This window comes from Chryseobacterium sp. PvR013, from assembly GCF_017833095.1.
Classification (GTDB): domain Bacteria; phylum Bacteroidota; class Bacteroidia; order Flavobacteriales; family Weeksellaceae; genus Chryseobacterium; species Chryseobacterium culicis_A.
The window spans coordinates 2,440,329-2,463,133 of record NZ_JAFIBT010000001.1 but is presented as its reverse complement, the minus strand read 5'-3'; the positions used below and the strand labels follow the sequence as shown (position 1 = coordinate 2,463,133).

The following is a 22,805-nucleotide window of genomic DNA, read 5'->3' as shown; positions in this document are numbered from 1 at the left end:
GGGTGGTTTATCCTATTCATCTCTTACTTTCTATTTATTACAAGCCGTCTCCTTGGTAATTACCCCAATGCGGCCATTAATTTCTATAGGTCTGAAATGTTTCTTTTTGAATTCTGAAGGTGTTTCTCCTGTATGTTGTTTGAATAATTTATTAAAATAAGAAAGACTTTCAAAGCCTACCTGAAAACAGACTTCCGTCACAGACTGATCTTTCAGCAGGAATATTTTGGCCTGATTGATTCTGTAGTTGTTGACAAAATCAGTAAAGGTCATATTGGTCTGCTTTTTAAAATACCGACAGAAAGCAGGAGTACTTAGGCTTACCACTTTGGCTACTTCATTGACATTGGGTTTTCGGTCATAATTTTCATGGATATAGTCGTAGATGGTTCCCATTCTGATTTTATCATTCAAAAACCATTTGATTCGGGTATCTTCTTTATTCAGTTCTTTTACCTCAGTGGAATTGGCAAGGATTTGTAGAATTTCAATCAATCCAACCAAAGATTCAAAAGAGTTTTTATCTTTAATAATCTGTAGTTTTTCAACCACTGTATTTTTGGTCTCTCCAGAAAATGAAAGTCCAAGATAGGAACGTTCTAAAAGGGTTTTGATATTTTCAAATTCAGGAACGGGAAGGATAATGTCCTGAAGGAAGTTTTCCCGCATCTGCAATACAAGTTGTTTGCATTCGGTCTGAATACCATAATCAAAATTAAGGTGGGGAACATTGGAACCAATCAGTAAAAGATCACTGTCTGTAAAGCCTGAAATATTCTTTCCAACATGCCGGATTCCATTCACTGCTTCCACATATACCAATTCGATTTCCGGATGATAATGCCAGAAAAAACAGTTCTTAAGAGAAGGGGCAAATAGCTTGAATGATTTTCCTTTTTCAAATTCAATAATTTCTTTCTGGATTTTCATTTTGTTCTGATTTGATTGTTTCTGAATTTAAAATTAAATAAAAAGGTTAATATGGAGCAAATTTTTATCATTCAAAGAGGTGTGAAATTCAAACTTTCTTTCGATTTTTGCACTTTCAAAATAAAGATACTCAGCTGTCCTTTAATTTGAACCAAATTAATTCAGAAAAAAGATTTAGATACAATGAAGATTGATAAAAGAATAATACCACTGGCTATCGGTGGTTTAGGGATAGGAACTACGGAATTTACCGTAATGGGACTGTTGCCGGATATTGCAAAAACATTACAGATCACAATCCCGCAGGCAGGACATTTAATTTCTGCTTATGCGATGGGAGTGGTTATCGGAGCACCGATTCTGATCGGGTACTCGGTGAAGTTTCCCCCTAAGAAAGTGTTGATCGCTTTTATGATCCTTTTTACCCTATTTAATGGGCTTTCTGCAATTGCTCCAGGATATGACAGTATGTTGGTTATCCGTTTTCTGTCCGGGCTTCCTCACGGAGCATTCTTCGGAGTAGGAACTGTCGTTGCTTCAAAAATGGCAGGAAAAGGGAAAGAAGCATTTTATATATCGATGATGTTTACGGGACTTACGGTTGCCAACCTGGCCATGGTTCCTCTGGTCACCTATATCGGACATACATTCCATTGGAGACTGTACTTTGCTATTGTAGCAGTTATTGGTCTTTTTGCCATATTATTTTTGAAACTGTGGCTTCCTGCAATGGAATCTAATCAAAATACCCACTTCATGGAAGAGCTGAAATTCCTTAAAAATAAACAATCGTGGCTGGTACTGGCGATTACAGCAATTGGATTTGGAGGGCTTTTCACATGGTTAAGTTATATTACCCCTTTAATGACGGTAGTGGCAGGAATCAAAAGCAGCCAAATGGCCTATGTCATGGTTCTTGCAGGAGCCGGAATGGTAGTGGGAAACCTGGTAGGAGGGATTGTTTCAGATAAATTAGGACCCGAAAAAACATGTGCCCTTCTGATCTTTTTAATGATGCTTTCTCTTGGAGGTGTTTTCTTCCTTGCAGAACATAAGAATATTGCTTTGGTATTGACGTTTATGTGTGGCGCTTTATCAATGTCTATTGCATCACCTATCAATATTATGATGATGAAAGCCGCTCCAAAAAGTGAAATGATGGCTGCTGCTTTTATGCAGGCAGGTTTTAATATTGCCAATGCAATGGGAGCTTTTTTTGGGGGAATTCCTCTGGAATACGGTTATTCATTCAACTATCCATCACTGGTTGGAGTAGGAATGACTTTTATTGGGGTGGTTATAAGTGTAAGGTATATGTATTTGTACGGTTCAAAGGCTCAAAATGAAGAGGAAGTTGCCGCAGAATGTGTATCCTGTGATAAATAAGATTCTTTCTTATGAAATAAAAAAGAGCCTGTTTCAATCAGAAACAGGCTCTTCTGTATAAAAATAAGTTTTATGCCTCTACTTCATCTCCATTTTTGCACCAATAGAGGGCATTGTATAAATTTTCTTTGGGGAAAGATTTAAACTCTCCCGGCATCAGAACACTGAAGATACTGGTAAAATCACGTATTCCTTCCTTATCTGTAACAATAGCTGAGCGATTCCAGTTGGTAAGATTTTTCAATCCTAACAACAGATCTTCAAGCCATGCTCCCATGGTAAAATTATCCAGATCGGTATCCAAATACAATAAGTAATTCAACTCACCGAATTGCTCTACCTTCTCTTTTACGCGCGGAATTACCAGTCTTTCAAAATCCTCTTTCGTTACTTCTCCCGTTGCATTGAATGCTGCAACATTTTCCGGGGCTTCTGGAATAATTGTTATCATAATAAATATTTTATGGTGGTTTGAGTTTAAAAGAATAACAATAATTACACCATAATTTGGTGGAAAATTGTTAAAAAAGGTATAAATATTGTTACTTTCAATGTAAAATATTAATATGGATCTCAAATCAAATGAACCTTTCTGGCTTCTAAAAAACGGACTGTTAGCTTCTTATCCTTCTTTAAAATCAAATGAAGAATGTGATGTTCTCATTGTGGGAGGTGGCATTACAGGAAGTTTGATTGCGCATCAGATGATAGAAGACGGGTATGATACAATCCTTATTGATAAAAGAGAACTTTGTAACGGAAGTACTTCTGCCACCACTTCAATGCTCCAGTATGAAATAGATGTTCCTTTATATGAACTGATAGAAAAAATAGGCAAAAAAGGCGCTGTTCTGAGCTATGCAGCCTGCAGTGATGCTATTGATACAATAGAAAGACTTTCAAAAACAACTAAATCCAAGGCCGGTTTTAAACGAAAGAAATCACTGTATTTTGCTTCGAAAAAGAAAGATGTGGAATGGTTGAAGAAAGAATACGAAGCAAGAAGACAAAACGGATTTGATGTGAAGTGGCTGGAAGCAGAAAATATTTTTAAAAAATTTGAATTTAAAAATACACATGGTGGGATTCTGTCCGGACAGGGAGCTAGTATTGATGCGTTTCAGTTTGCCCATGAGCTGTTCATCCATAATGTAAAAAAAGGGTTGAAAATATTTGATAAGACCGAAATGGTAAAAGTGGAGGAGCATAAAGGTTTTAATTTGGTTACGGTAAACAGTGGATTCAATATTAAAGCAAAAAAGATCATTTACTGTATTGGCTACGAAAGTAAAAACTTGCTGAAAGAAAATTTTGTGAATCTGAAAAGTACCTATGCCATTGTTTCTGAAATAGACAAAGACAAATTTAAAAATATAAGCAGTACATTGGTCTGGAATACTGATGATCCTTACCTGTACATGAGAACAACTGATGATGGAAGACTTCTTATCGGAGGAGGAGATGAAGATTTTTATGATGCTGAAAAACGGGATGCTCTCCTTAATAAAAAAGAAAAAGAGATCCTGAAAAATCTAAAAAAAATAAAACCGGATTATCATTTTTATACAGATTTTGTCTGGGCCGGAACTTTTGGGGAAACAAAAGACGGACTTCCTTATATCGGGGAACATCCAAAATTTAAAAACTCTTATTTTGTCCTGGGGTTTGGAGGAAATGGAATTACTTTTTCAGTAACAGGAATGAAGATGGCTTCCTTGTTTATGAAAAATAAAAAACATCCGTTATCAAGGTATTTTAAATTTGGAAGGTGATTGTGTTTTTACCACAAAAGTCACAAAGTTTTTAGAGTCTTTGCTCATTTCAAGTTGAAAACTTTGTGCATATGAAGCGCATAAAAGCTAAAAAAATCTATGATTTTCAAACTATAATAAAAATTGTTTAGATTCCTACGGAATGACAAACTGCCTGGATAAACCGTCATTCCAATTGTGTTATTCCGTAGGAATCCTGGTTAAATTACTTGAAAAAATGTAATAAATAGATACTCCAACAAATACTCCCATTGCACATGCTTAATTCCCATCCTCTGGAGGGGTTGCGAAAATTCAAAGAATTTTTGACGGGGTGGTTTACACGTATTTAATAACATATAAAAGCGGGTAAAACCCGCTTTTAAACTACAAACTATACCCATTCTTTTTAGCCAGTTCAACAATAGAACTTTCAATGGCTTTTCCCAGATCATCAGAATCATCAGTGCCTCTTTTCTTCATCTCTCCGTCAATAAAGGTCTGGCGCTTTTTGGATAGTTCCTCTATTTCTTTCTGGATTTTATCGCGGGCGGCAGACTTTGCCGTAATCGTTTTTTGAATTTCTTCTTTGCTTTTTCCCTTCAGCTCAGCAGGAAGTTCACTTTCTTTTACATGGGCAATAAATCCGGCATCCTTTTCAGCTTTATCCACCAGATCCCAATGGTCATTTTTGTAAGCATTCTTTTTAGATTTGGCAACAGCCCTTTCCACTAAGTTGGATGCTGACTGTGATTCTGCGTTTTTATCCTGTGTAATCTGCTTAAGCCTATATTCCGAACCATGGTTTCCATAATAGATATAGGTATCATTGAGCTTTGCATTGCATTCGGAAATTTTGATGTCGTAAGGCGTTTCAATATATAGTACTTTCCTGTCACTGTCGATATTGAAATATTTTCCACCTCCTAAAGACGCTCCGTTTTGCCAGAACGTCTGAATTCCTTCCTCCCGGCTTCCACAGAAAATAGTGTTGGTATAAATATTTTTATCCTTCGCTTTTGAAACAACATCTTTATAATTTATTTTTCCCTGATTGAATGCTTCATTCCCTGCAATATAAATCAGTTTCATACTTTTATCATTACTGTCCCAGTTCAGGTTGGCAGAGGCATCACGAATAACAGCTCCACAATATTCACTGCCACCATTGGTTCTTAAGGCGAATAGTTTTTCGGAAATAAGATCCAGATCCTGAGTAAGAGGAGCAACCTGGCGGATATAATTTTCATCATGTATTCCGTCGTTTCCGTATTCATAGAGGGCAATTTCAATCTGGGGCGCTTTTCCATTGTATTTTAAAGTGGTCAAAGTATTCACAATATTCCACAGTCTGGATTTTGCCTGATCAATCAGCCCGTCCATACTATTGGAAGTATCCAGTAAAAGAGCGACCTGAATTTTATTATCCTTTAAGGTTGAGTGAGCCGGAATCGCTGTAACTTTTTGCATCGGTAAATTACGATTACCATTACTTTGTATAGAGTGGTTGTCCGGAATAGTACCGGAGCTTAAAAAAGCTGTACCCGCTGCAAGTGCTAAGATTTTTAAAGTTGTCATATCATTATTTATTATGGGTTATCTGCTGTAATACTGGATCTGCATATCTTTAGGATACTTCACTTCATAGGAGAAGGTAATCTTCTCTGAATTGCCTGAACCTATGTTTTTGTTCCACAGAATACTTCCCGTTTTATCATCAAGGCTTCCACCGCCAAGGTCTAATGTTTTAACCAGAATCTTAGAGTTTTCGCTGATGGGAAGCTGATCAAGAACTTCCAGTTCAATATTTTCTTTTGTATTATTTCTGATGCTGATTTGATAAGATTCTGTTTCCCATTTGTTTGTGTTCATGGCCTTTTGAGAGGTCTTGTCTCCAAGCTTGATTCTTTTTACTGTAATTCTTTCATCTACTCCAAGAGAAATCGGGAACTCATCTTTTACATAATTGCTGGTAATATTGGTTTTTCCGATATAGTTATCTTCAAAATAGATATTCGCTTCTCCATTGATGAGGTTGAGGTTCTGCCAGTTCTTCACAAAAGCCATCAGGAATACCTGGTTGTTAAGTTTTGGAACTGTGTGGTATTTGTAAGTGGCATCAACCTGTTTTTTATCAAGGATCACATATTGTTCTTTTTCCTGGCTTACAATGGTTTGATTGTAATTTAATTCATAGATCACATTCATCTGGCTGTCAGAAACTGTAGCTACAGGAATCTGGCTTGGTTTTGCAGCAATATCTTCTCTCATCTGATAAGCATTGGCTGCTGAAATTTCTTTTTTAGATTTATAACCTGCAATTTCCATCTGAGAATTGTAAGGAGTATATTCTGCTACATAAAGTGGAGATAAAATAGGTCTATCCTGATTGTATGATGGTCTGTATGTAGAGACAAACAGCTTTACATTTTTCCAGTCCTGTCCGGTTTTCTGATAAATTTTACCCTTATAAACCATTTCCAGAGGTTTCTTTACAGATTCGGCACGCAAATCATAAGAAGGAATCCATCCGGCATCAGAAACAATATAGCTTACCCCAAGATTCAGACTGGTTTCGTTATCCGCAAGAATTTCAAGAAGAAGCTCTTTACGATTGGTATTTTTATGGGTTTGCTCTTCAGCAGACTGATTGCTGAGCTTTGCGATACTTTCATCCAGAACCGTTTTCTGCTCATTCAGAAGAAATACCTGGTTATCAATTTCCAGCATTCGTTTTCTGTAAAACTCAGTAAGTTTAATAAGCTGTTCCTGCGGAGTAGATTTATCATTGGTAGAAATTTTTAAATTATCATTAATGATATGCTGCTCACCCGTCAGATTTTTGATTTGAATATTCAACAGGCTTACCTGTCTTTGAAGCTTTTTTGTCTCTGTTTCAAGTTTTTTTTCATTATCTGACAATTCATCATTTTTCAAAAAATTATTTTGAGGCGTTATGGAAAGGAGTGTCGTATTTTTTTCAAGATTGATTTTATAGGTATTTTCATCCAGATTATTGGGAAGATTGACAATTCTTATGGTATTTCTACCTTTCTGAAGACTTACATTGGTACTTCCGAAAACTTTTGCTCCCTGAAGAAATACAGTGGCCTGTTTTACTTCAATTTCTTTCTTAATTTCCTGTGCTTTGATAAAGACAACTGAAAATATGATTAGTAAAAAATAACGTTTCATTGTTTATTATTTTGAATTCCTGAAGTAAAATTATCTCTATTTAAGACTGAAAATTGGGGAACTTGGTGAAGCAGCCTTTTGACTTGGTGAGTTTTTATAGGAGAAAAAATAGAGGTCTCAAAATTGTCATTCTGACGAAGGAAAAATCTCTTTTACAATAAATTAGATTCCTTTCGAAATGATAAAAAACAAAAAAAGCTACCCTTTGGGCAGCCTTATTTTGAACTTATTATTTTAAAGAATTTCGTATTTTGTTTTGATGCTGTATTTCAGCTTGATGTTTTCAATATTATCAAAAGAATAATCTACCGGAGCATCCGCCATTTCCATCTGTACGCTGTTCATTCTTCCTTTGTAAGCGGCCGGCATGATCATATCGCTGGTATAGTCTTCTATTTCTACAATTTCAAGAGCATTGCCTGTCTTTTTGCCCATACTTTCCAGTAAATAATCTGCCTTTTCTTTAGCGGCCTTCAAAGCATTGATTTTTACCGCTTTTCTGAAATCTGCAATTTTAGTACTCTTTACCTCAGCAATGTTCAGGCTGCTTACCCATTTTTGGTTCAGGTCTTCAAAAATTTTACTAAGACTTGATTTTGTGCTGGCTTTAAACTGATAACTTTTAGTAAACTTGGCTGTTTTAGAATAGATATTCTGGTACATTGATTTGAACTTGATATCCTCGTTCTTTACGCCTGCATTTTTTAAAATTTCAAATAACTTCTTTTCATTATCTGCCAGATCATTTTTGTTATCTGCTTTTATTCCGATGCTAAAAATAATTTCATCCGGTTCTACTTCCATTTCAGCAACACCTGTTACTTCAATTGCATTTTTCTTTACTTCCTGAGCATTTACAAAGCTTCCAAGGGTTAAAATTCCGATTAATAAAAAATGTTTCAATTTCATAATTTCCTGTTTTAAATTTTTAATTCTGATGTAAAATTACGCCGATCAGAAACCGGAATTCGGGAGACTTGGTGAAATGGAGCTTTCACTTGGTGAGGCTTGAGAAATGAATTACTTCTCTTTATTTTTCTTCAGATCATACTTTACGCTGAGGTTCATAATATATTGTATGCCCACTTCAGGATCGGAGTTGTTGATGACTTTGTTAAAGCCGGTATAATCTGTCCCGTCATAATAAAAGGTCTTTGATTTTCGCTCCTCCTTTTTGATATATCTGGTGTCATATCCATAGGTGACATTGGCGCTTTCAAAGGCTGCATAATTCTGATATTGATTTTTTGGGAAAGTATAAGTAAAACCTGAAGTTGCTGTAGGGCTTCCAATAGTTTCTTTTTTAAAGAGCTTGAAATAATTATCCTTCTTTTTGTCAAAAACAGCATAAGCCTCTTTGAGAAGGTCTTCCTGGATTTTATCAATATCATTGCTGATATAATCCACTTTAATAACATCATAAATCTGGAAGTCTGAAGCTTCAGAGATCAGCTTTTCTATCATTGAATGCTTGTTTACCGTAATAATGATATTCTTCTTGGTTTCGAACCCGTCTATTTTCTGAGTGGTTACCTGAGTGTCTTTATTAATGTCATAATCATAGATTTTTGTCTGCGAGATAAAATCCACAAAAATATCTTCGTTTCTGATGCCCATTGAAGATATTCTTTTTATAAAACCATTGATTCTCCTGTTGATATTTTCGATGGCAATTTTAGGCGTTGCAGCTTCTTCATTCAACCCCAGAGTAAGTTTATATCGGTCTGCAGTCTTATTCATCAATACTTTTACATTAACAACAAGTGTGGAATCATTCGTGAAATAACTATTGGCATTGTTGAAGTCAGGGAGGTTTTTTAGAGCGGAATAATCGTTGTTATTTTTGTCTCTGTAAATTTGGTTTCCTCCTACCTGCGCTTTTGACAAGCTTAAAAAAGAAGTCATGATGAGGAAAAATACGGATGTTTGTTTTTTCATGATTTTTAAATTTGAATTATTTTGCCCCAAACTTAGCCTTACGGTCACAGTGTCAATGACTCAACTTGGTGAAAGGGAAGCTTCACTTGGTGAATAGTTTTTGAGCAGACTATATATATGTATATCTTTGTTTTATGAAAATGCTTAAACTCTTTACCTTCTTTTTACTGGCGCTTTGGGGAAATACAATACATTCCCAAACCACGAATAACAGCAGTGCTGCTGTGGAAGAAGTGCAGGTAGAAACGAAGAGGCTGAAAAAAGCAATTGATACTAAAAATGAACCTGCCCAGGCTGATTCATATTATAATATTGGTGAAACATTTTTTAATAACGGGAATTTTCCGAAGAGTGAAGAGTATTACACCAAAGCTAAAAATCTGTATGAAAAACTTAACGACAAACCTAATATTGAAAAAGCAACCCGCAGATTAGCCCAGTCACAGGAAAAACAGAACAAAATAACGCCTGCTATCAGTAACTATGGCAGAGCGGCACAAATGGGGTACAGTGAAAAAAGTAAAGCTGTAAATACTAATGATGTGACAAGACTTTCTTCTCCTACACCCGAACTTAAGGCGGAAGCCATCCAGAATAATATCAATCTGAGTAAAAAAGAAAACGAACAGGGCGATCTTGCAGAAAGCTACAGCCAACTGGCTGATGTTAATCTTAAACAAAAAGATGTCTCCAGCGCTGAAGAAAACCTGAACACGGCTTATAAAATTTCCAAAAAAGAAGCTCCTCAACAGGCATTGGCAATCAATCAGAAATTAGCAGATCTCTATGTTGAGAACAAAAATTATGATAAAGCTATTGAAGCTAAAAAGAAAGTACTGAAAGAAGATTTTGTGAAGGACAATTCGCAGGAAAAAGTCAATCAGATTCAGGAACTGGCAGATATTTATATCAAAAAGAATGATCCGAAGGAAGCCGTAGATCTTTTGAAAAATGCCTATGGAATTGCCTTAGATAAAGGTCATACCCTGGAAGCACAGAAAAGTGTAAAAAAACTGGACAGCCTTTATGCAATTTCAGGAAATGTGGATGCTTCAGTTCAGTTATACAGAGACTTTTTAGGAAAACTTCCAAACCTGGTTTCCAAAGACAGAAGTCTGGTCGATAATAAAATTCTGGAAGATACCGAACAGAGAATATCCCAGCTGGAAAAAGAAAAAGAGCTGAAAGATGAGCTTATCAGAAAGAAAAATGTGTTCAATTACAGTCTGATTGGTGCTTTGATTCTACTGACAGGATTGATGATTTTTATTTTCAGAACACTGAAAAAAGTTCAGACGAAAAATAAAAAAATTGCCCTTCAATCATTACGCAGAGAGATGAATCCACACTTTATCTTTAACAGCTTAAATAGTGTTAATCACTTTATAGCCACCAATAATGAACTGGAAGCCAATCAGTATCTGACTAAATTTTCAAAGCTGATGCGCGGGGTGATGGAAAACTCGGCCGAAGATTTTATTCCTTTCCAGCAGGAGCTTGATCTTCTCCAGAATTATCTTGCTTTAGAAAAAACACGTTTTGCAGATAAATTTGACTATGAAATTGATGTAGATGAAAGCCTGAATATGCAAAACCTGCAAGTTCCGGGAATGCTTATACAGCCGTTTCTGGAAAATGCAGTCTGGCATGGACTCCGCTACAGATCTGAAAAAGGATTTTTAAAACTAAGCTTTGATAAAAGTGAATCACACCTTAAAATTATTATCGAAGACAACGGAATAGGAATTGAAGAAAGTAAAAAGCAGAAAACCCAGCATCAAAAGACAAGAGAGGGCAGAGGAATGAAAAATACACTGGAAAGAATCCAGCTTCTGAACGATCTGTATAAGAAAGATATTACCTGCTCTGTAAAAGATAAAGAAAATAATACCGGAGTTTTGGTAATGCTCCAGATCAATTTGATCTGATCTGAATTCAGGCTAGATCTTCTTTATAAATTGATGACGATTTAGGATAACATAAAAAGGAATATAACGCTATACGTTTCTTTGAGGAGATTGTAAAGTTGGCTAAATATTCCTAATTTGCAACAGCAACCTAGTAGCTGCCACCTAATATCTATTCAAATGAAAATAAAAGCTGTCATTGTAGATGATGAAATCATAGCAAGAGAAGTTCTGAGAAGTTATCTTACCAAATACTGCCCGCAGGTGGAAATTCTTGGTGAAGCGGAGAATATTAAAGAAGCCGTGCCTTTAATCACTGAGAAACAGCCTCAATTGGTCTTTCTGGACGTAGAAATGCCTTTTGGAAATGCTTTTGACGTTCTGGAGGCAACCAAAGATCTATCCTATGAAACCATTTTCATTACGGCATTTTCACAATATTCATTGCAGGCATTAAATAAATCGGCAAGTTATTATATTTTAAAACCCATTGATATTCAGGAACTCATTCTGGCGGTCAATAAAGTGGTGGAAAGCCTTGAGAAAAAAGAAGAACTTAACAGAAACAAGATTCTCCTTGAAAATCTGAAATTAAAACCTGAAAAGCAGCAGTTGATCTTGCCCACTTTACAAGGATTTGATGTGGTAAAAACTGAAGATATTGTAAGGCTTCAGGCAGATGGAAACTTTACACAGGTTTATCTTACCGACGGCTCCAAAAAAATGGTGTGCCGTTTTCTGAAACATTTTGATGACCTTCTGGAAAATCCTTTTGTGAGGGTTCACCGTTCCCATATTATCAATACAGGTTTTGTAAAATCTTATCATAAAAGTGGAACCGTAATGTTGTCTGACGATACGGAAATTGAAGTCTCCGGAAGCTTTAAAGATAATTTTCTGAAAGTTTTTTCATAGAATTTATTGTTCCTTAACAGGTGTAAGGCATTATTTTTGACGTTTTCCTAAATAACCATACAAAATCTTACTGTCATGAAAACCATTCATAAAATTATCCTTCCCGTTTCGTTGGGAGCATTCGGGCTTATCATTTTCAATTCCTATTCAGTAAGAATTCCCAGAGGTGCCTTTGCCGTAAAGAATTTTGATCTTAAAAAATACCTTGGCAGATGGTATGAGATTGCCCGTTTTGATTACAGGTTCGAAAAAAATATGGATAATGTCACTGCAGAATATTCGTTGAATCCGGATGGTACTGTTCAGGTTAGAAATAAAGGGTACGATTACGGTAAAAAAGTATGGAATGAATCTATCGGGGAAGCTAAATTTGTAAAAGATCCTACAGAAGCCCGTCTGAAAGTTTCATTTTTTAAGCCGATCTGGGCCGGTTATAACGTTATAGATATTGATGAAGACTATCAATATGCGCTGGTAGCTGGCAGCAGTTTAAAATATCTATGGATTCTTTCCCGTACTACCAATATTCCGGAAAGTATCCGTCAGCGTTTTCTTCAGAAAGCAAGAAAAATTGGTTATAATACCAATGAACTCATCTGGGTGAAACATAATTAATAATAAAAATACAAAAGGGCAAAATTGTACAATTTTGCCCTTTCATACTTTTATCTTGTAGATATTAGCTTTTAATATACTCCTTCCATTCCTCAAAACGATGATCGATAACCTGCTTCATCAGATCATAGTTTTCGTAGGTATCCTCGATGTGATAGAAGGTTTCGTATTCATAGTCACTTTCCTCTGCTTTGGCATCGAAAATGTTCACATAATCATCAGCAAACGAACTGTGTCTGTTTCCAAAATCGGTTTCATCCGCATAATAATCTTTTGCAAAAAGATTTCCCAGTTCATTCAGATCATATTCAGAAAATTTTCCGTCACAGGAATCCATAATGAATTCCGCACCCGTAATTTCTCTTCGTTTTAATTTTTCAATTTCTTCTTCATGGTCTTCTTTCAGTTCATCAGAAATCATATTGTTGTGAATGCACCAGTTCAGGAACATTCCTGTGTGTGTTACCCCATTTTTCTGAGGAATTCCTTCCGGAAAATCACCGCCATAATGCCATGAAGCATCATCATATTTAGACATAATTTGTATTGTAGTTTTAAATATTTTCATCAAAAATAGAAAAAATCAATTTATATTGCCGCAGCCACAGAATTTTCCGTCATTTGCAGAGAATTTTTTTCAACAAAAAAACATATGGAAAAAGCTGTTCTGATCACCATTGGTGACGAAATCCTTTCTGGAAATACGGTAGATACCAATTCTAACTTTATTGCTGCCGAACTTAAAAACATAGGAATAAAAGTTACTCAGATTCTTACCATCTCAGACGAAATTGAAACCATTAAAAATGCATTGAGTATTGCTTTTGAAACCGGTGATTTAGTTATTACAACTGGAGGACTCGGGCCTACCAGAGATGATAAAACCAAAAAGGCGCTGGCAGAGTATTTTAATGATGAAATTGCTTTGGATGAGGTAACTTTCAATCATCTTAAAGGCTACATGGAAAGAAGAGGGCGGGCAGATATTCTGGAGAGAAACAGAGAACAGGCTTTTGTACCTACAAAATCTATTGTTTTTCAAAACCATTATGGAACTGCACCCTGTATGATGATGGAGCATAACGGAAAATTATGTTACAGCCTTCCGGGGGTTCCTTACGAAGTAAAACCGCTTATTAAAGATCAGATTATTCCTTATTTGCAGCAAAGATTCAGCCTTCATTACATTCATACCAGAATTGTTTCTGTAGTGGGAATTCCTGAGAGTATTCTTGCAGACAAGATCGAAGACTGGGAACTGGCACTTCCGGAAAATATTGCACTGTCTTATCTTCCGGTTGGAACACGGGTGAAGCTTCGTCTGACGGCTTCCGGTGAGAATGAAGAACAGCTGAAGCAGAGAACGGAAGAAGAAATTCAAAAATTGCTGCCTTTGGTAGAAGGTCATGTCATTGCAGTATCTGAAGATAAAATTGAGAATATTCTGGCAGAAATGCTTACTGAAAGGAATCTGACGATTTCTACTGCAGAAAGCTGTACAGGAGGTGAGCTGGCAAAAATGATCACTTCAGTTTCCGGCAGCTCAAAATACTTCCTTGGTGGAATGGTGGCTTATGCTACAGAGAAAAAGATTAAAATTTTAAATGTTTCCAGAGACACGGTAGATCAGTTTACGGTAGTGAGCGAACAGGTGGCACAGGAAATGGCAAAAGGATGCCAGCAATTGTTTGAAACCCATATTTCCCTTTCTACCACTGGAGTCGCAGGGCCGGGAAAAGGAGAAGATGGTAAAGATATAGGAACTGTTTTTTATACCATCAGGATCAATGATCAGGAGGTGACCTCCAAATTATACATGCCACATCTGGAAAGAGTAGATTTTATGGATTTTGTTTCCCAAAAGGTGATTCAGGATTTGGTAAGTCTTCTTATAAACAGTTAAATATGAGTCTGTTTTTTTAATTTTTTTTTAATTAATTTTTATACAGTTTTTCACACTTTTTGAAAGCCATTCAATAAATTTCAAAATCGTGGAAAATTCCAAACAGATTTTTCAGACCAACAGCAAGAAACGCTGGAAAAGTGTACAATGGGGAAGCCGTGTTTTTATCTTTATAGGAATACTGCTTCTGCTTGCGTTGGGTCTGATGATGACCCTGGACAGAAGTCCTAAAATCCCTTTTAAAGAAGACTATAAAGCTGTCATTACAGCCAATAAACCCTATCTTCAGGAGAATAAAATATCCAAAGAGTATAAAGGTTTCAGAAGCTTTATTTCTGAAAAAACAATCCATACCAACCTCGACAAAATTCAGAAAGCGAGAGCAGAAAGATATAAAAATCAGAACAGAAACTGGGCTCAGTTTCCAGGTGGAATCCGGTCTGCATTCTATGTTGCATGGGATCCTCAGTCTCTGATGTCTCTGAAACGAAATATCAGACACGTCAATCTGGTTTTTCCGGAATGGTTTTTCCTTGATCCTAAAACAGGAGATCTGAAAACAAATGTAGATCCGGAAGGCTATAAAGTGATTAAAAGAACGGGAGTTGCTGCAATGCCGATGCTGAGCAATAATTCCAATCAGGAATTCCATTCAGAAGGACTGGTAAAAGTTCTTAATGATCCGCAAAAAAGAACGCATCTGATTCAAAAGATTACTCAGCAATGTAAAAAATATAACTTCAAAGGAATTAATATTGACTTTGAGGATATGAACCTGAACTCTGATGAAAATCTGATTGCCTTTATGAAAGAACTGTCAGAGACCTTCAAAAAAAATCAGTTATTGGTTACCATGGATATCATGACGGATAATGATGATTATAACATCCCAAGATTAGATCCTTACGTAGATTACTTTGTACTGATGGCTTACGATGAATATTCTGCAGGAAGTGATGCCGGGCCGGTTTCTTCACAAAAATGGATCGAAGAACAGACAGGAAAAATTGTGAAGCAGACCTCTCCTCAGAAAATCATTTTGGGATTAGGAGCGTATGGCTATGACTGGAGTTCCAATAAAGATGACAATACCTCCGTTACCTACATGCAGGCCATTACCAAAGCCAGCGCCAGTAAAGCGGTAATTGATTTTAATGACAATACTTTTAATTTAAATTATTCTTACACAGATTCTAAAAATCTCACCCATACCGTATTTTTCAATGATGCAGCCTCCATTTTTAATACAATGCGTTTCTCCTCAGAATATCCATTGGCAGGAACGGCACTCTGGAGACTGGGAAGTGAAGACAGCAGAGTATGGAATTTTTATGATAAAGATCTTACGTTTGCAGGACTTTCCAAACTGAATTTGAAAACACTGGAAAATGTAAAAGGGCAGACCATGGTGGATTACATCGGAGACGGAGAAGTGCTGGATGTTCTGAATACTCCTCATGACGGAAAAATCGCGCTGGAAATTGATCCGAAAGAGAAAATTATCACAGACGAAAATTATATCACGTATCCAAGCTCTTACGAAGTGAAAAAATATGGAAGTGCCCCACAAAAAGAATTGGTGCTTACTTTTGATGACGGTCCGGACGAAACATATACTCCGCAGATATTAGATGTACTGTCCAAATATCATGTTCCGGCAGCATTCTTTTTAGTAGGATTAAATGCCGAAAAGAACCTTCCGCTTGTTAAAAGAATTTACAGAGAAGGACACGAGATCGGAAACCACACCTTTACCCATGAAAATGTTGCGAAAGTAAGTCCGGAAAGAGCTTTACTGGAACTGAAACTAACAAGATTACTGATAGAATGCGTGACAGGGCACAGCACAATTTTGTTCAGAGCTCCCTATAACGCAGACTCTGAGCCTACCACTTCAGAAGAGATTATTCCGGTGGCTTTGGCAAGACAGCAAAACTATCTTGATATCGGTGAAAATATTGATCCTGAAGACTGGCAGCCTGGAATAAAAGCAGATGAAATTGTAAAACGTGTAATGGCAGGAGTCAAACATGAGAGAGGAAATATCATTCTTCTTCATGATGCGGGCGGCGATACGAGAGCAGAAACGGTGAAAGCTTTGAAAATTTTAATCCCAACACTTCAGAAACAAGGTTATCATTTTACCAACCTGACGAATATCTTGCATAAAAGCAGAAGTGAACTGATGCCGGCAGTTCCTAAAACAAAGTCGTATTACATCATGCAGCTGAACCTTGTGTTAGCGACCGTTATTTACGGAATAAGCCATTTTCTGGTGGCATTATTTACCATTTTCATTGTATTAGGTTTGATCAGACTGCTGCTGATGGCCTATTGGGCTTTTAAAGAAAGAAGAAAAGAAAAAAAACTGGGCGGATTTCCGGTTCTGGAATCCTATCCGAAAGTCTCCATTATTGTGCCTGCCTATAATGAAGAAGTAAATATTGTTTCTTCCCTTCAGAATTTGTTGAAACAGACTTATCCGAATTTTAATATCATCATGGTAGATGACGGAAGCAAAGATTCTACGTATGAAAAAGCAGTAGAAGCATTCCCAAATCACCCGAACCTGAAAATTTTCACTAAAAGTAATGGCGGAAAAGCAACCGCTTTAAACTTTGGAATTTCAGAAACTGATGCAGAATATGTAGTGTGTATTGATGCCGATACCAAACTTCAGCAGGATGCTGTAAAATATATGATTGCCAGATTTTTGAATTCAAATCCTGAAGAGAAAATAGCTGCTGTTGCTGGAAATGTGAAAGTAGGAAATAGAGTAAACTGGCTCACCAAATGGCAGGCTATAGAATATACAACAAGTCAGAATTTCGACAGGCTTGCGTATGCTCATATCAATGCTATTACCGTAATTCCAGGGGCTATCGGAGCCTTTAAAAGATCAGTGATTATTGAAGCAGGAGGCTATTCATCTGATACTTTAGCGGAAGACTGTGATATTACTGTGAAAATTTTAAAAGCGGGATACACGGTGGCCAATGAAAACAGAGCCATTGCAGTTACTGAAGCTCCTGAAACCGTAAAGCAGTTTTTAAAACAACGTTTTCGCTGGACTTATGGAATTATGCAGATGTTCTGGAAACAGAGACAGACTTTCCTTAACCCCAAATATAAAGGATTGGGACTTTGGGCAATGCCGAATATTTTATTATTCCAATACATTATTCCGTTTTTCTCGCCAATGGCAGACGTGATCATGTTCTTTGGAATTCTGTCCGGAAACGGAGACAAAATATTTACCTATTATCTGATCTTTCTTTTAGTGGATGCCTCATTAGCTTTAGTGGCATTCATTATGCAGCGGGAAAAACTGATTAACCTCCTGTATATTATTCCGCAGAGATTCGGGTATAGATGGCTGATGTATATTGTATTATTTAAAAGTTTAAGAAAAGCACTGAAAGGCGAAATGCAGTCCTGGGGATTCCTGAAAAGGACTGGGAATGTGAAAGAGATAGCAACTTCTTAAAAAGTTGGGAAACTTCTGCCTTCTATTGTCTGATTTTTCCAGTAAAGGTTTGGATCAAAAAAATGGGATCATGTAGCTGGAGGTTGTTTTATGACGTTCATAACCTCCAGCTTCCTGCTCCCAACTTCCCACTTAGGAGACTTTCATGTTATTTATTTAAATTTGTTTTATTGAAAAGTAACAAATTCGAAATAAATCATACATATTCTAAAAATTGTTATCATAATGAAAAAAATAACGCTTTCTTTGTTTTTAATAGCAGGGATCTGCACTCAGACTACGATGAGCGCACAAGCTAAAGCTGCTAAAGTAGCAGTGAATAACACAGATAAAGGTTTAGACCTTAGCTTGATGGACACTTCGGTGCGTCCTCAGGATGATTTTTACAACTATGTGAGTGGAACCTGGATGAAAACAGCCAAAATTCCATCTGATAAACCAACTTGGGGAAGCTTCAATAAACTGGCTGAGGATACGGATAACAATTCCATGACGATCCTGAACTCTCTTTTGAAAGATAAATTTGCTGACGGAAGTGAAGGGAAAAAGATCCAGGATTTGTATGCTACTTATATGAATATGGAGAAGAGAAATGCTGACGGAATTAAGCCTATTCAGAATAATCTGAATAAGATTGATGCGATTAAAAGCATGGCTGACCTTCAGAATTATCTGATTTCTGTAACGAAAGAAGGAGAAAACACTTTATACGGATGGGGAATTGATGCAGACCTTAAAGATTCTAAAATGAACGCTGTTTATTTAGGAAACGCTTCTTTAGGTTTAGGAAGAGATTACTACCAGAAAGTAAACGAGAAAAATACAGAAGCTATTGCTGAATACCAGAAGTATGTAGCTTCCATGTTAAAAGAATTAGGATATAAAAATGCTGATGAAGCAGCAAAAGGTATCGTTAATTTTGAAAAAAGCATCGCGAATACTTATCTGACAAACGAGCAGAGCCGTGACAACACTCTTCAGTACAACCCTAAAACAATGGCTGAGCTTTCTACTTTGGTAAAAGGAGTAGATATCCCTGGCTACCTTAAAAAAGTAGGAGTAAATTCTGACAAAGTAATCATCAGTGAATTAGGATACTATAAAGACTTTGATAAACTAATCAATGCTCAGAATCTGTCTGTGATCAAAGATTATCTTAAATTCCATATGATCCACGGAAGTGCTTCTTATTTAAGTGAAAACTTAGGAAACATGAAATTTGCTTTCTATGGTAAATATCTTAGAGGTCAACAAGAACAAAGAGCTCTTAACAAAAGAGGTTTTGAGTTGATTAATGGTACTTTAGGAGAAGCTTTCGGAAAACTGTATGTTGAAAAATATTTCCCTGCTGAAGCAAAAGCTCAGATGGTAGAATTGATCGATTATTTAAAGAAAAGTTTCGCAGTTCATATCAATAATTTAGCTTGGATGTCTTCTACAACTAAGGAAAAAGCAATGCAGAAGCTGAACAAGTTTACGGTAAAAGTTGCTTATCCGGACAAATGGAAAGATTATTCAAAATTAAATATCATTTCTGAAGCTAAAGGAGGAAATCTATATCAGAATCTTCAGAACATCGGTGAATGGCAGTACAACAAAGACTTAGCTAAAATTGGTAAGCCGGTTGATAAAACAGAATGGGGAATGACTCCGCAGACTGTAAATGCCTATTACAATCCTGTAAACAATGAGATTGTATTCCCAGCTGCAATCCTTCAGCCGCCATTCTTTAACCCTAAAGCTGATGCTGCTGTAAACTTCGGAGGTATCGGTGCCGTTATCGGTCACGAAATGAGCCACGGATTTGATGATTCAGGAGCACAGTTCGATGCAGACGGTAACTTGGTAGACTGGTGGACTCCGGCAGATAAAGCGAACTTCGAAAAAGCAACAAAAGCTCTTGCTTCTCAGTATGACAAATATGAGCCGGTAAAAGGAACTTTTGTAAACGGTACTTTCACAAATGGAGAAAATATCGCTGACTTAGGAGGGGTAAACATCGCTTATGACGCTCTTCAGATGTATCTGAAAGACAAAGGAAACCCAGGAAAAATCAGTGGATTCACTCAGGATCAGAGATTCTTCCTAAGCTGGGCAACAGTTTGGAGAACATTATCAAGTGAGAAATATATGGTAAATCAGGTGAAAACTGACCCGCACTCTCCGGGATATTTCAGAAGTTTCGGTCCGCTAATTAACGTTGATGCATTCTACAAAGCATTCGATGTGAAAAAAGGAGACAAACTATACAAAACGCCGGAAGAAAGAATCAAAATCTGGTAAAAATAACAACCGCTCAGCAATGGGCGGTTATTTTTTTAGGTAACAGGTGGTAGATAATAGGTAGCAGGAATAGGATTAGGGAATAGGGAATAGGGATTAGGGAATCGGATGATATATATTTGTCATAACGACTTCCATTATTCCCATCCTCTGGAGGGGTGTCAAAAATTCTTTGAATTTTTGACGGGGTGGTCTACAACAATCTCACTTTCCACCCACATTCCAAAAGACACCCAAAAACCTCAAACATTAAACATTAAACATTAAACATTAAACCTTGAATTTTCAATTTTAACCCATATCTCAATTATCATTCATAACATATCATTAAAGTTTGTATATTTGATAAGTTTGTGTAAAATCAAAAATTATTTTTAATGAAAAAGCTAAATATTGGAATACTTGCCCTTTCAGGTATTGTATTTCTTAATTCGTGTGGTGCAGCCAAGACTGCAGGGACGGAGAACAAAAAAGAAGCTACTGCTGTAGTGGCTGAACCGGTAAAAGAAGAAGCTAAAGAGGAGGGAATTAATTTATCGTATATGGATACAAGTGTCCGCCCACAGGATGACTTTTTTAGCTATGTGAACGGAAATTGGGTGAAAACGACTCAGATTCCTTCTGATAAAGCAAACTGGGGTTCTTTCAATGCTTTGAGAGAAAATGTGGATGATGCTTCACTAGATATATTAAACAAAATTCTTACAGAATCATATCCTGCAGGTTCAGAAGGACAGAAGATTCAGAATCTGTATGCTTCTTTTATGGATACCAGTAAGAGAAATGCAGAAGGTCTCGCACCGATTAAAGCTGATCTTGCCAAAGTAGATGCTATTAAAAGTCTTAATGACCTTCAGAAATACCTTTTGGAAGCTACAAGATTAGGAGACAACTCTTTCTACGGATGGAGAGTGGGCGCTGATATGAAGAATTCCAATATGAATGCAGTATATCTTGGCGGTCCGGATCTGGGATTGGGAAGAGATTACTACCAGAAAGTAAATGAAGCCAATACGAAAACATTGGCGGAATACCAGGCATATGTAGGAAAGCTATTTGGAGTTTTAGGATATAAAAACTCTCCACAGGCTGCACAGAATGTGGTAGACTTTGAAAAACAGCTAGCCAATTATTTATTGACTCTTGAGCAAAACAGAGATGCTAATTTAAGATACAACCCTAAAAATGTATCAGAATTATCCGGTCTTGTTAAAAATGTAGATCTTGCAAAATACCTGAAAGATGCAGGCGTAAATACAGACCGAGTGATCATCGGTGAACTGAAATACTACCAGAATATGGATCAGTTCATTACCCAGAAAAACCTTCCTTTACTGAAAGATTATCTGAAATATCACATCATCAATGGCAATGCAAGTAATCTGGATGATAGCCTGGAGCAGATCAGATTCGATTTCTATGCTAAATATCTACAGGGGCAGAAAGAACAGCGTCCAATGAACAAAAGAGGGCTTACCCTTGTCAATGGTGTTCTTGGAGAAGCATTCGGAAAACTGTATGTAGACAAATACTTCACTCCTGAAGCTAAAAAGCAGATGGAAACCTATATTGATTACCTTTTAAAATCATTCAAAACACACATCGCGAATATAGACTGGATGTCTCCTGAGACCAAAGTAAAAGCTCAGGAAAAACTATCCAAGTTTACCGTGAAAATTGCGTACCCGGATAAATGGAAAGATTATACTCAACTGAAAGTAGAATCTCCAAAACAGGGAGCAACACTGTATTCTAACCTTCAGAATGTAGCAGCATGGCAGTATCAGAGAAGTCTGGACAAAGTAGGAAAGCCTGTTGATAAAACAGAATGGGGAATGTCTCCTCAAACTGTAAATGCTTATTACAGCGGATCAAACAACGAAATTGTATTCCCTGCAGCCATTCTTCAGCCACCTTTCTATAATCCTTTAGCGGATGCAGCGGTGAACTTCGGAGGGATCGGAGCTGTTATCGGTCACGAAATTTCTCACGGATTTGATGACAGTGGTTCACGTTTCGATGGTGATGGTAACCTTAATAACTGGTGGACAGATGCTGACCGTAAAAACTTTGATGCGAAAGTAGGTCAGTTAGCCGCTCAGTACAGTGCTTACGAACCAGTAAAAGGAAGCTTCGTGAACGGTAAGTTTACAAGTGGTGAAAACATCGGTGACTTAGGTGGAGTAGCGGTGGCTTACGATGCGCTGCAGATGTATTTAAAAGATAAAGGAAATCCAGGAAAAATCAGCGGGTTCACTCAGGATCAGAGATTCTTTATGAGCTGGGCAACCGTGTGGAGAACAAAAGCTACCGATCAGTATATGATCAATCAGGTAAAAACAGATCCGCACTCTCCGGGCATGTTCAGAGCCTTTGGACCACTGGTAAATCAGGATTCATTCATCAAAGCATTTGATATCAAACCTGGAGACAAAATGTATAAAGCTCCTCAGGACAGAATAAAAATCTGGTAATTTTACCTTATAAATTGTTAG

16 protein-coding genes are annotated in these 22,805 nt (G+C 36.8%); 9 read left to right on the top strand and 7 right to left on the bottom strand.

Annotation, left to right across the window (positions count from 1 at the left end; all coding sequences use genetic code 11):
* Positions 1–30 precede the first annotated feature (30 nt).
* On the bottom strand, positions 31–930 hold the full coding sequence (locus JOE44_RS11060; RefSeq protein ID WP_209785626.1) for an AraC family transcriptional regulator: 900 nt from the start codon (positions 928–930) through the stop codon (positions 31–33).
* A gap of 183 nt (positions 931–1,113) precedes the next feature.
* Here JOE44_RS11060 and JOE44_RS11055 point away from each other — a divergent pair, with 183 nt between their 5' ends.
* Positions 1,114–2,316 (top strand): MFS transporter, encoded by a 1,203-nt coding sequence (locus tag JOE44_RS11055; protein ID WP_209785625.1) that lies wholly within the window; start codon positions 1,114–1,116, stop codon positions 2,314–2,316.
* Between the two features lie 70 nt (positions 2,317–2,386).
* On the opposite strand, the gene JOE44_RS11050 is transcribed toward JOE44_RS11055, so the two are convergent.
* Positions 2,387–2,767 carry an STAS/SEC14 domain-containing protein gene (locus tag JOE44_RS11050; protein WP_047377160.1) on the bottom strand — a complete coding sequence of 127 codons (381 nt, stop codon included), beginning with the start codon at positions 2,765–2,767 and terminating at the stop codon, positions 2,387–2,389.
* A gap of 115 nt (positions 2,768–2,882) precedes the next feature.
* Between JOE44_RS11050 and JOE44_RS11045 the strand changes: the two genes are divergently transcribed.
* Entirely contained in the window at positions 2,883–4,088 is a 1,206-nt protein-coding gene (locus JOE44_RS11045) for an FAD-binding oxidoreductase (protein ID WP_209785624.1), read from the top strand.
* 366 nt (positions 4,089–4,454) lie between these two features.
* On the opposite strand, the gene JOE44_RS11040 is transcribed toward JOE44_RS11045, so the two are convergent.
* From JOE44_RS11040 to JOE44_RS11025, 4 genes are all read right to left on the bottom strand, one after another.
* Positions 4,455–5,645, bottom strand: a complete 1,191-nt coding sequence (locus JOE44_RS11040) for a VWA domain-containing protein (protein WP_209785623.1) — start codon at positions 5,643–5,645, stop codon at positions 4,455–4,457.
* Positions 5,646–5,663: 18 nt separating this feature from the next.
* Positions 5,664–7,262: a DUF4139 domain-containing protein gene (locus JOE44_RS11035; protein ID WP_209785622.1), complete on the bottom strand. Its 1,599-nt coding sequence runs from the start codon at positions 7,260–7,262 to the stop codon at positions 5,664–5,666.
* 234 nt (positions 7,263–7,496) lie between these two features.
* A complete protein-coding gene (locus JOE44_RS11030) occupies positions 7,497–8,171 on the bottom strand; it encodes an SIMPL domain-containing protein (protein ID WP_209785621.1) in 675 nt (224 codons plus the stop codon).
* Between the two features lie 111 nt (positions 8,172–8,282).
* Positions 8,283–9,200 carry an SIMPL domain-containing protein gene (locus tag JOE44_RS11025; RefSeq protein ID WP_209785620.1) on the bottom strand — a complete coding sequence of 306 codons (918 nt, stop codon included), beginning with the start codon at positions 9,198–9,200 and terminating at the stop codon, positions 8,283–8,285.
* A 134-nt stretch (positions 9,201–9,334) separates the two neighbouring features.
* Here JOE44_RS11025 and JOE44_RS11020 point away from each other — a divergent pair, with 134 nt between their 5' ends.
* From JOE44_RS11020 to JOE44_RS11010, 3 genes are all read left to right on the top strand, one after another.
* Positions 9,335–11,128 carry a histidine kinase gene (locus tag JOE44_RS11020; RefSeq protein ID WP_209785619.1) on the top strand — a complete coding sequence of 598 codons (1,794 nt, stop codon included), beginning with the start codon at positions 9,335–9,337 and terminating at the stop codon, positions 11,126–11,128.
* Between the two features lie 159 nt (positions 11,129–11,287).
* Positions 11,288–12,022 (top strand): LytTR family DNA-binding domain-containing protein, encoded by a 735-nt coding sequence (locus tag JOE44_RS11015; protein WP_185126828.1) that lies wholly within the window; start codon positions 11,288–11,290, stop codon positions 12,020–12,022.
* A gap of 75 nt (positions 12,023–12,097) precedes the next feature.
* Positions 12,098–12,637 carry a lipocalin family protein gene (locus tag JOE44_RS11010; protein WP_209785618.1) on the top strand — a complete coding sequence of 180 codons (540 nt, stop codon included), beginning with the start codon at positions 12,098–12,100 and terminating at the stop codon, positions 12,635–12,637.
* 64 nt (positions 12,638–12,701) lie between these two features.
* Here the strand turns inward: JOE44_RS11010 and JOE44_RS11005 are convergent, their stop codons facing one another.
* The gene (locus JOE44_RS11005; protein WP_209785617.1) at positions 12,702–13,175 is read right to left on the bottom strand and encodes a hypothetical protein; all 474 of its coding nucleotides are present in this window, start codon (positions 13,173–13,175) and stop codon (positions 12,702–12,704) included.
* 114 nt (positions 13,176–13,289) lie between these two features.
* On the opposite strand from JOE44_RS11005, the gene JOE44_RS11000 reads away from it, so the two are divergent.
* From JOE44_RS11000 to JOE44_RS10985, 4 genes are all read left to right on the top strand, one after another.
* A complete protein-coding gene (locus JOE44_RS11000; RefSeq protein ID WP_209785616.1) occupies positions 13,290–14,540 on the top strand; it encodes a CinA family nicotinamide mononucleotide deamidase-related protein in 1,251 nt (416 codons plus the stop codon).
* 88 nt (positions 14,541–14,628) lie between these two features.
* Positions 14,629–18,027: a polysaccharide deacetylase family protein gene (locus tag JOE44_RS10995; protein WP_209785615.1), complete on the top strand. Its 3,399-nt coding sequence runs from the start codon at positions 14,629–14,631 to the stop codon at positions 18,025–18,027.
* Positions 18,028–18,309: 282 nt separating this feature from the next.
* Positions 18,310–20,310, top strand: coding sequence for a M13 family metallopeptidase (locus JOE44_RS10990; RefSeq protein WP_245169887.1), 2,001 nt, complete (start codon positions 18,310–18,312; stop codon positions 20,308–20,310).
* A gap of 377 nt (positions 20,311–20,687) precedes the next feature.
* Positions 20,688–22,784 carry a M13 family metallopeptidase gene (locus JOE44_RS10985; RefSeq protein WP_209785613.1) on the top strand — a complete coding sequence of 699 codons (2,097 nt, stop codon included), beginning with the start codon at positions 20,688–20,690 and terminating at the stop codon, positions 22,782–22,784.
* The last annotated feature ends 21 nt before the right edge of the window (positions 22,785–22,805 follow it).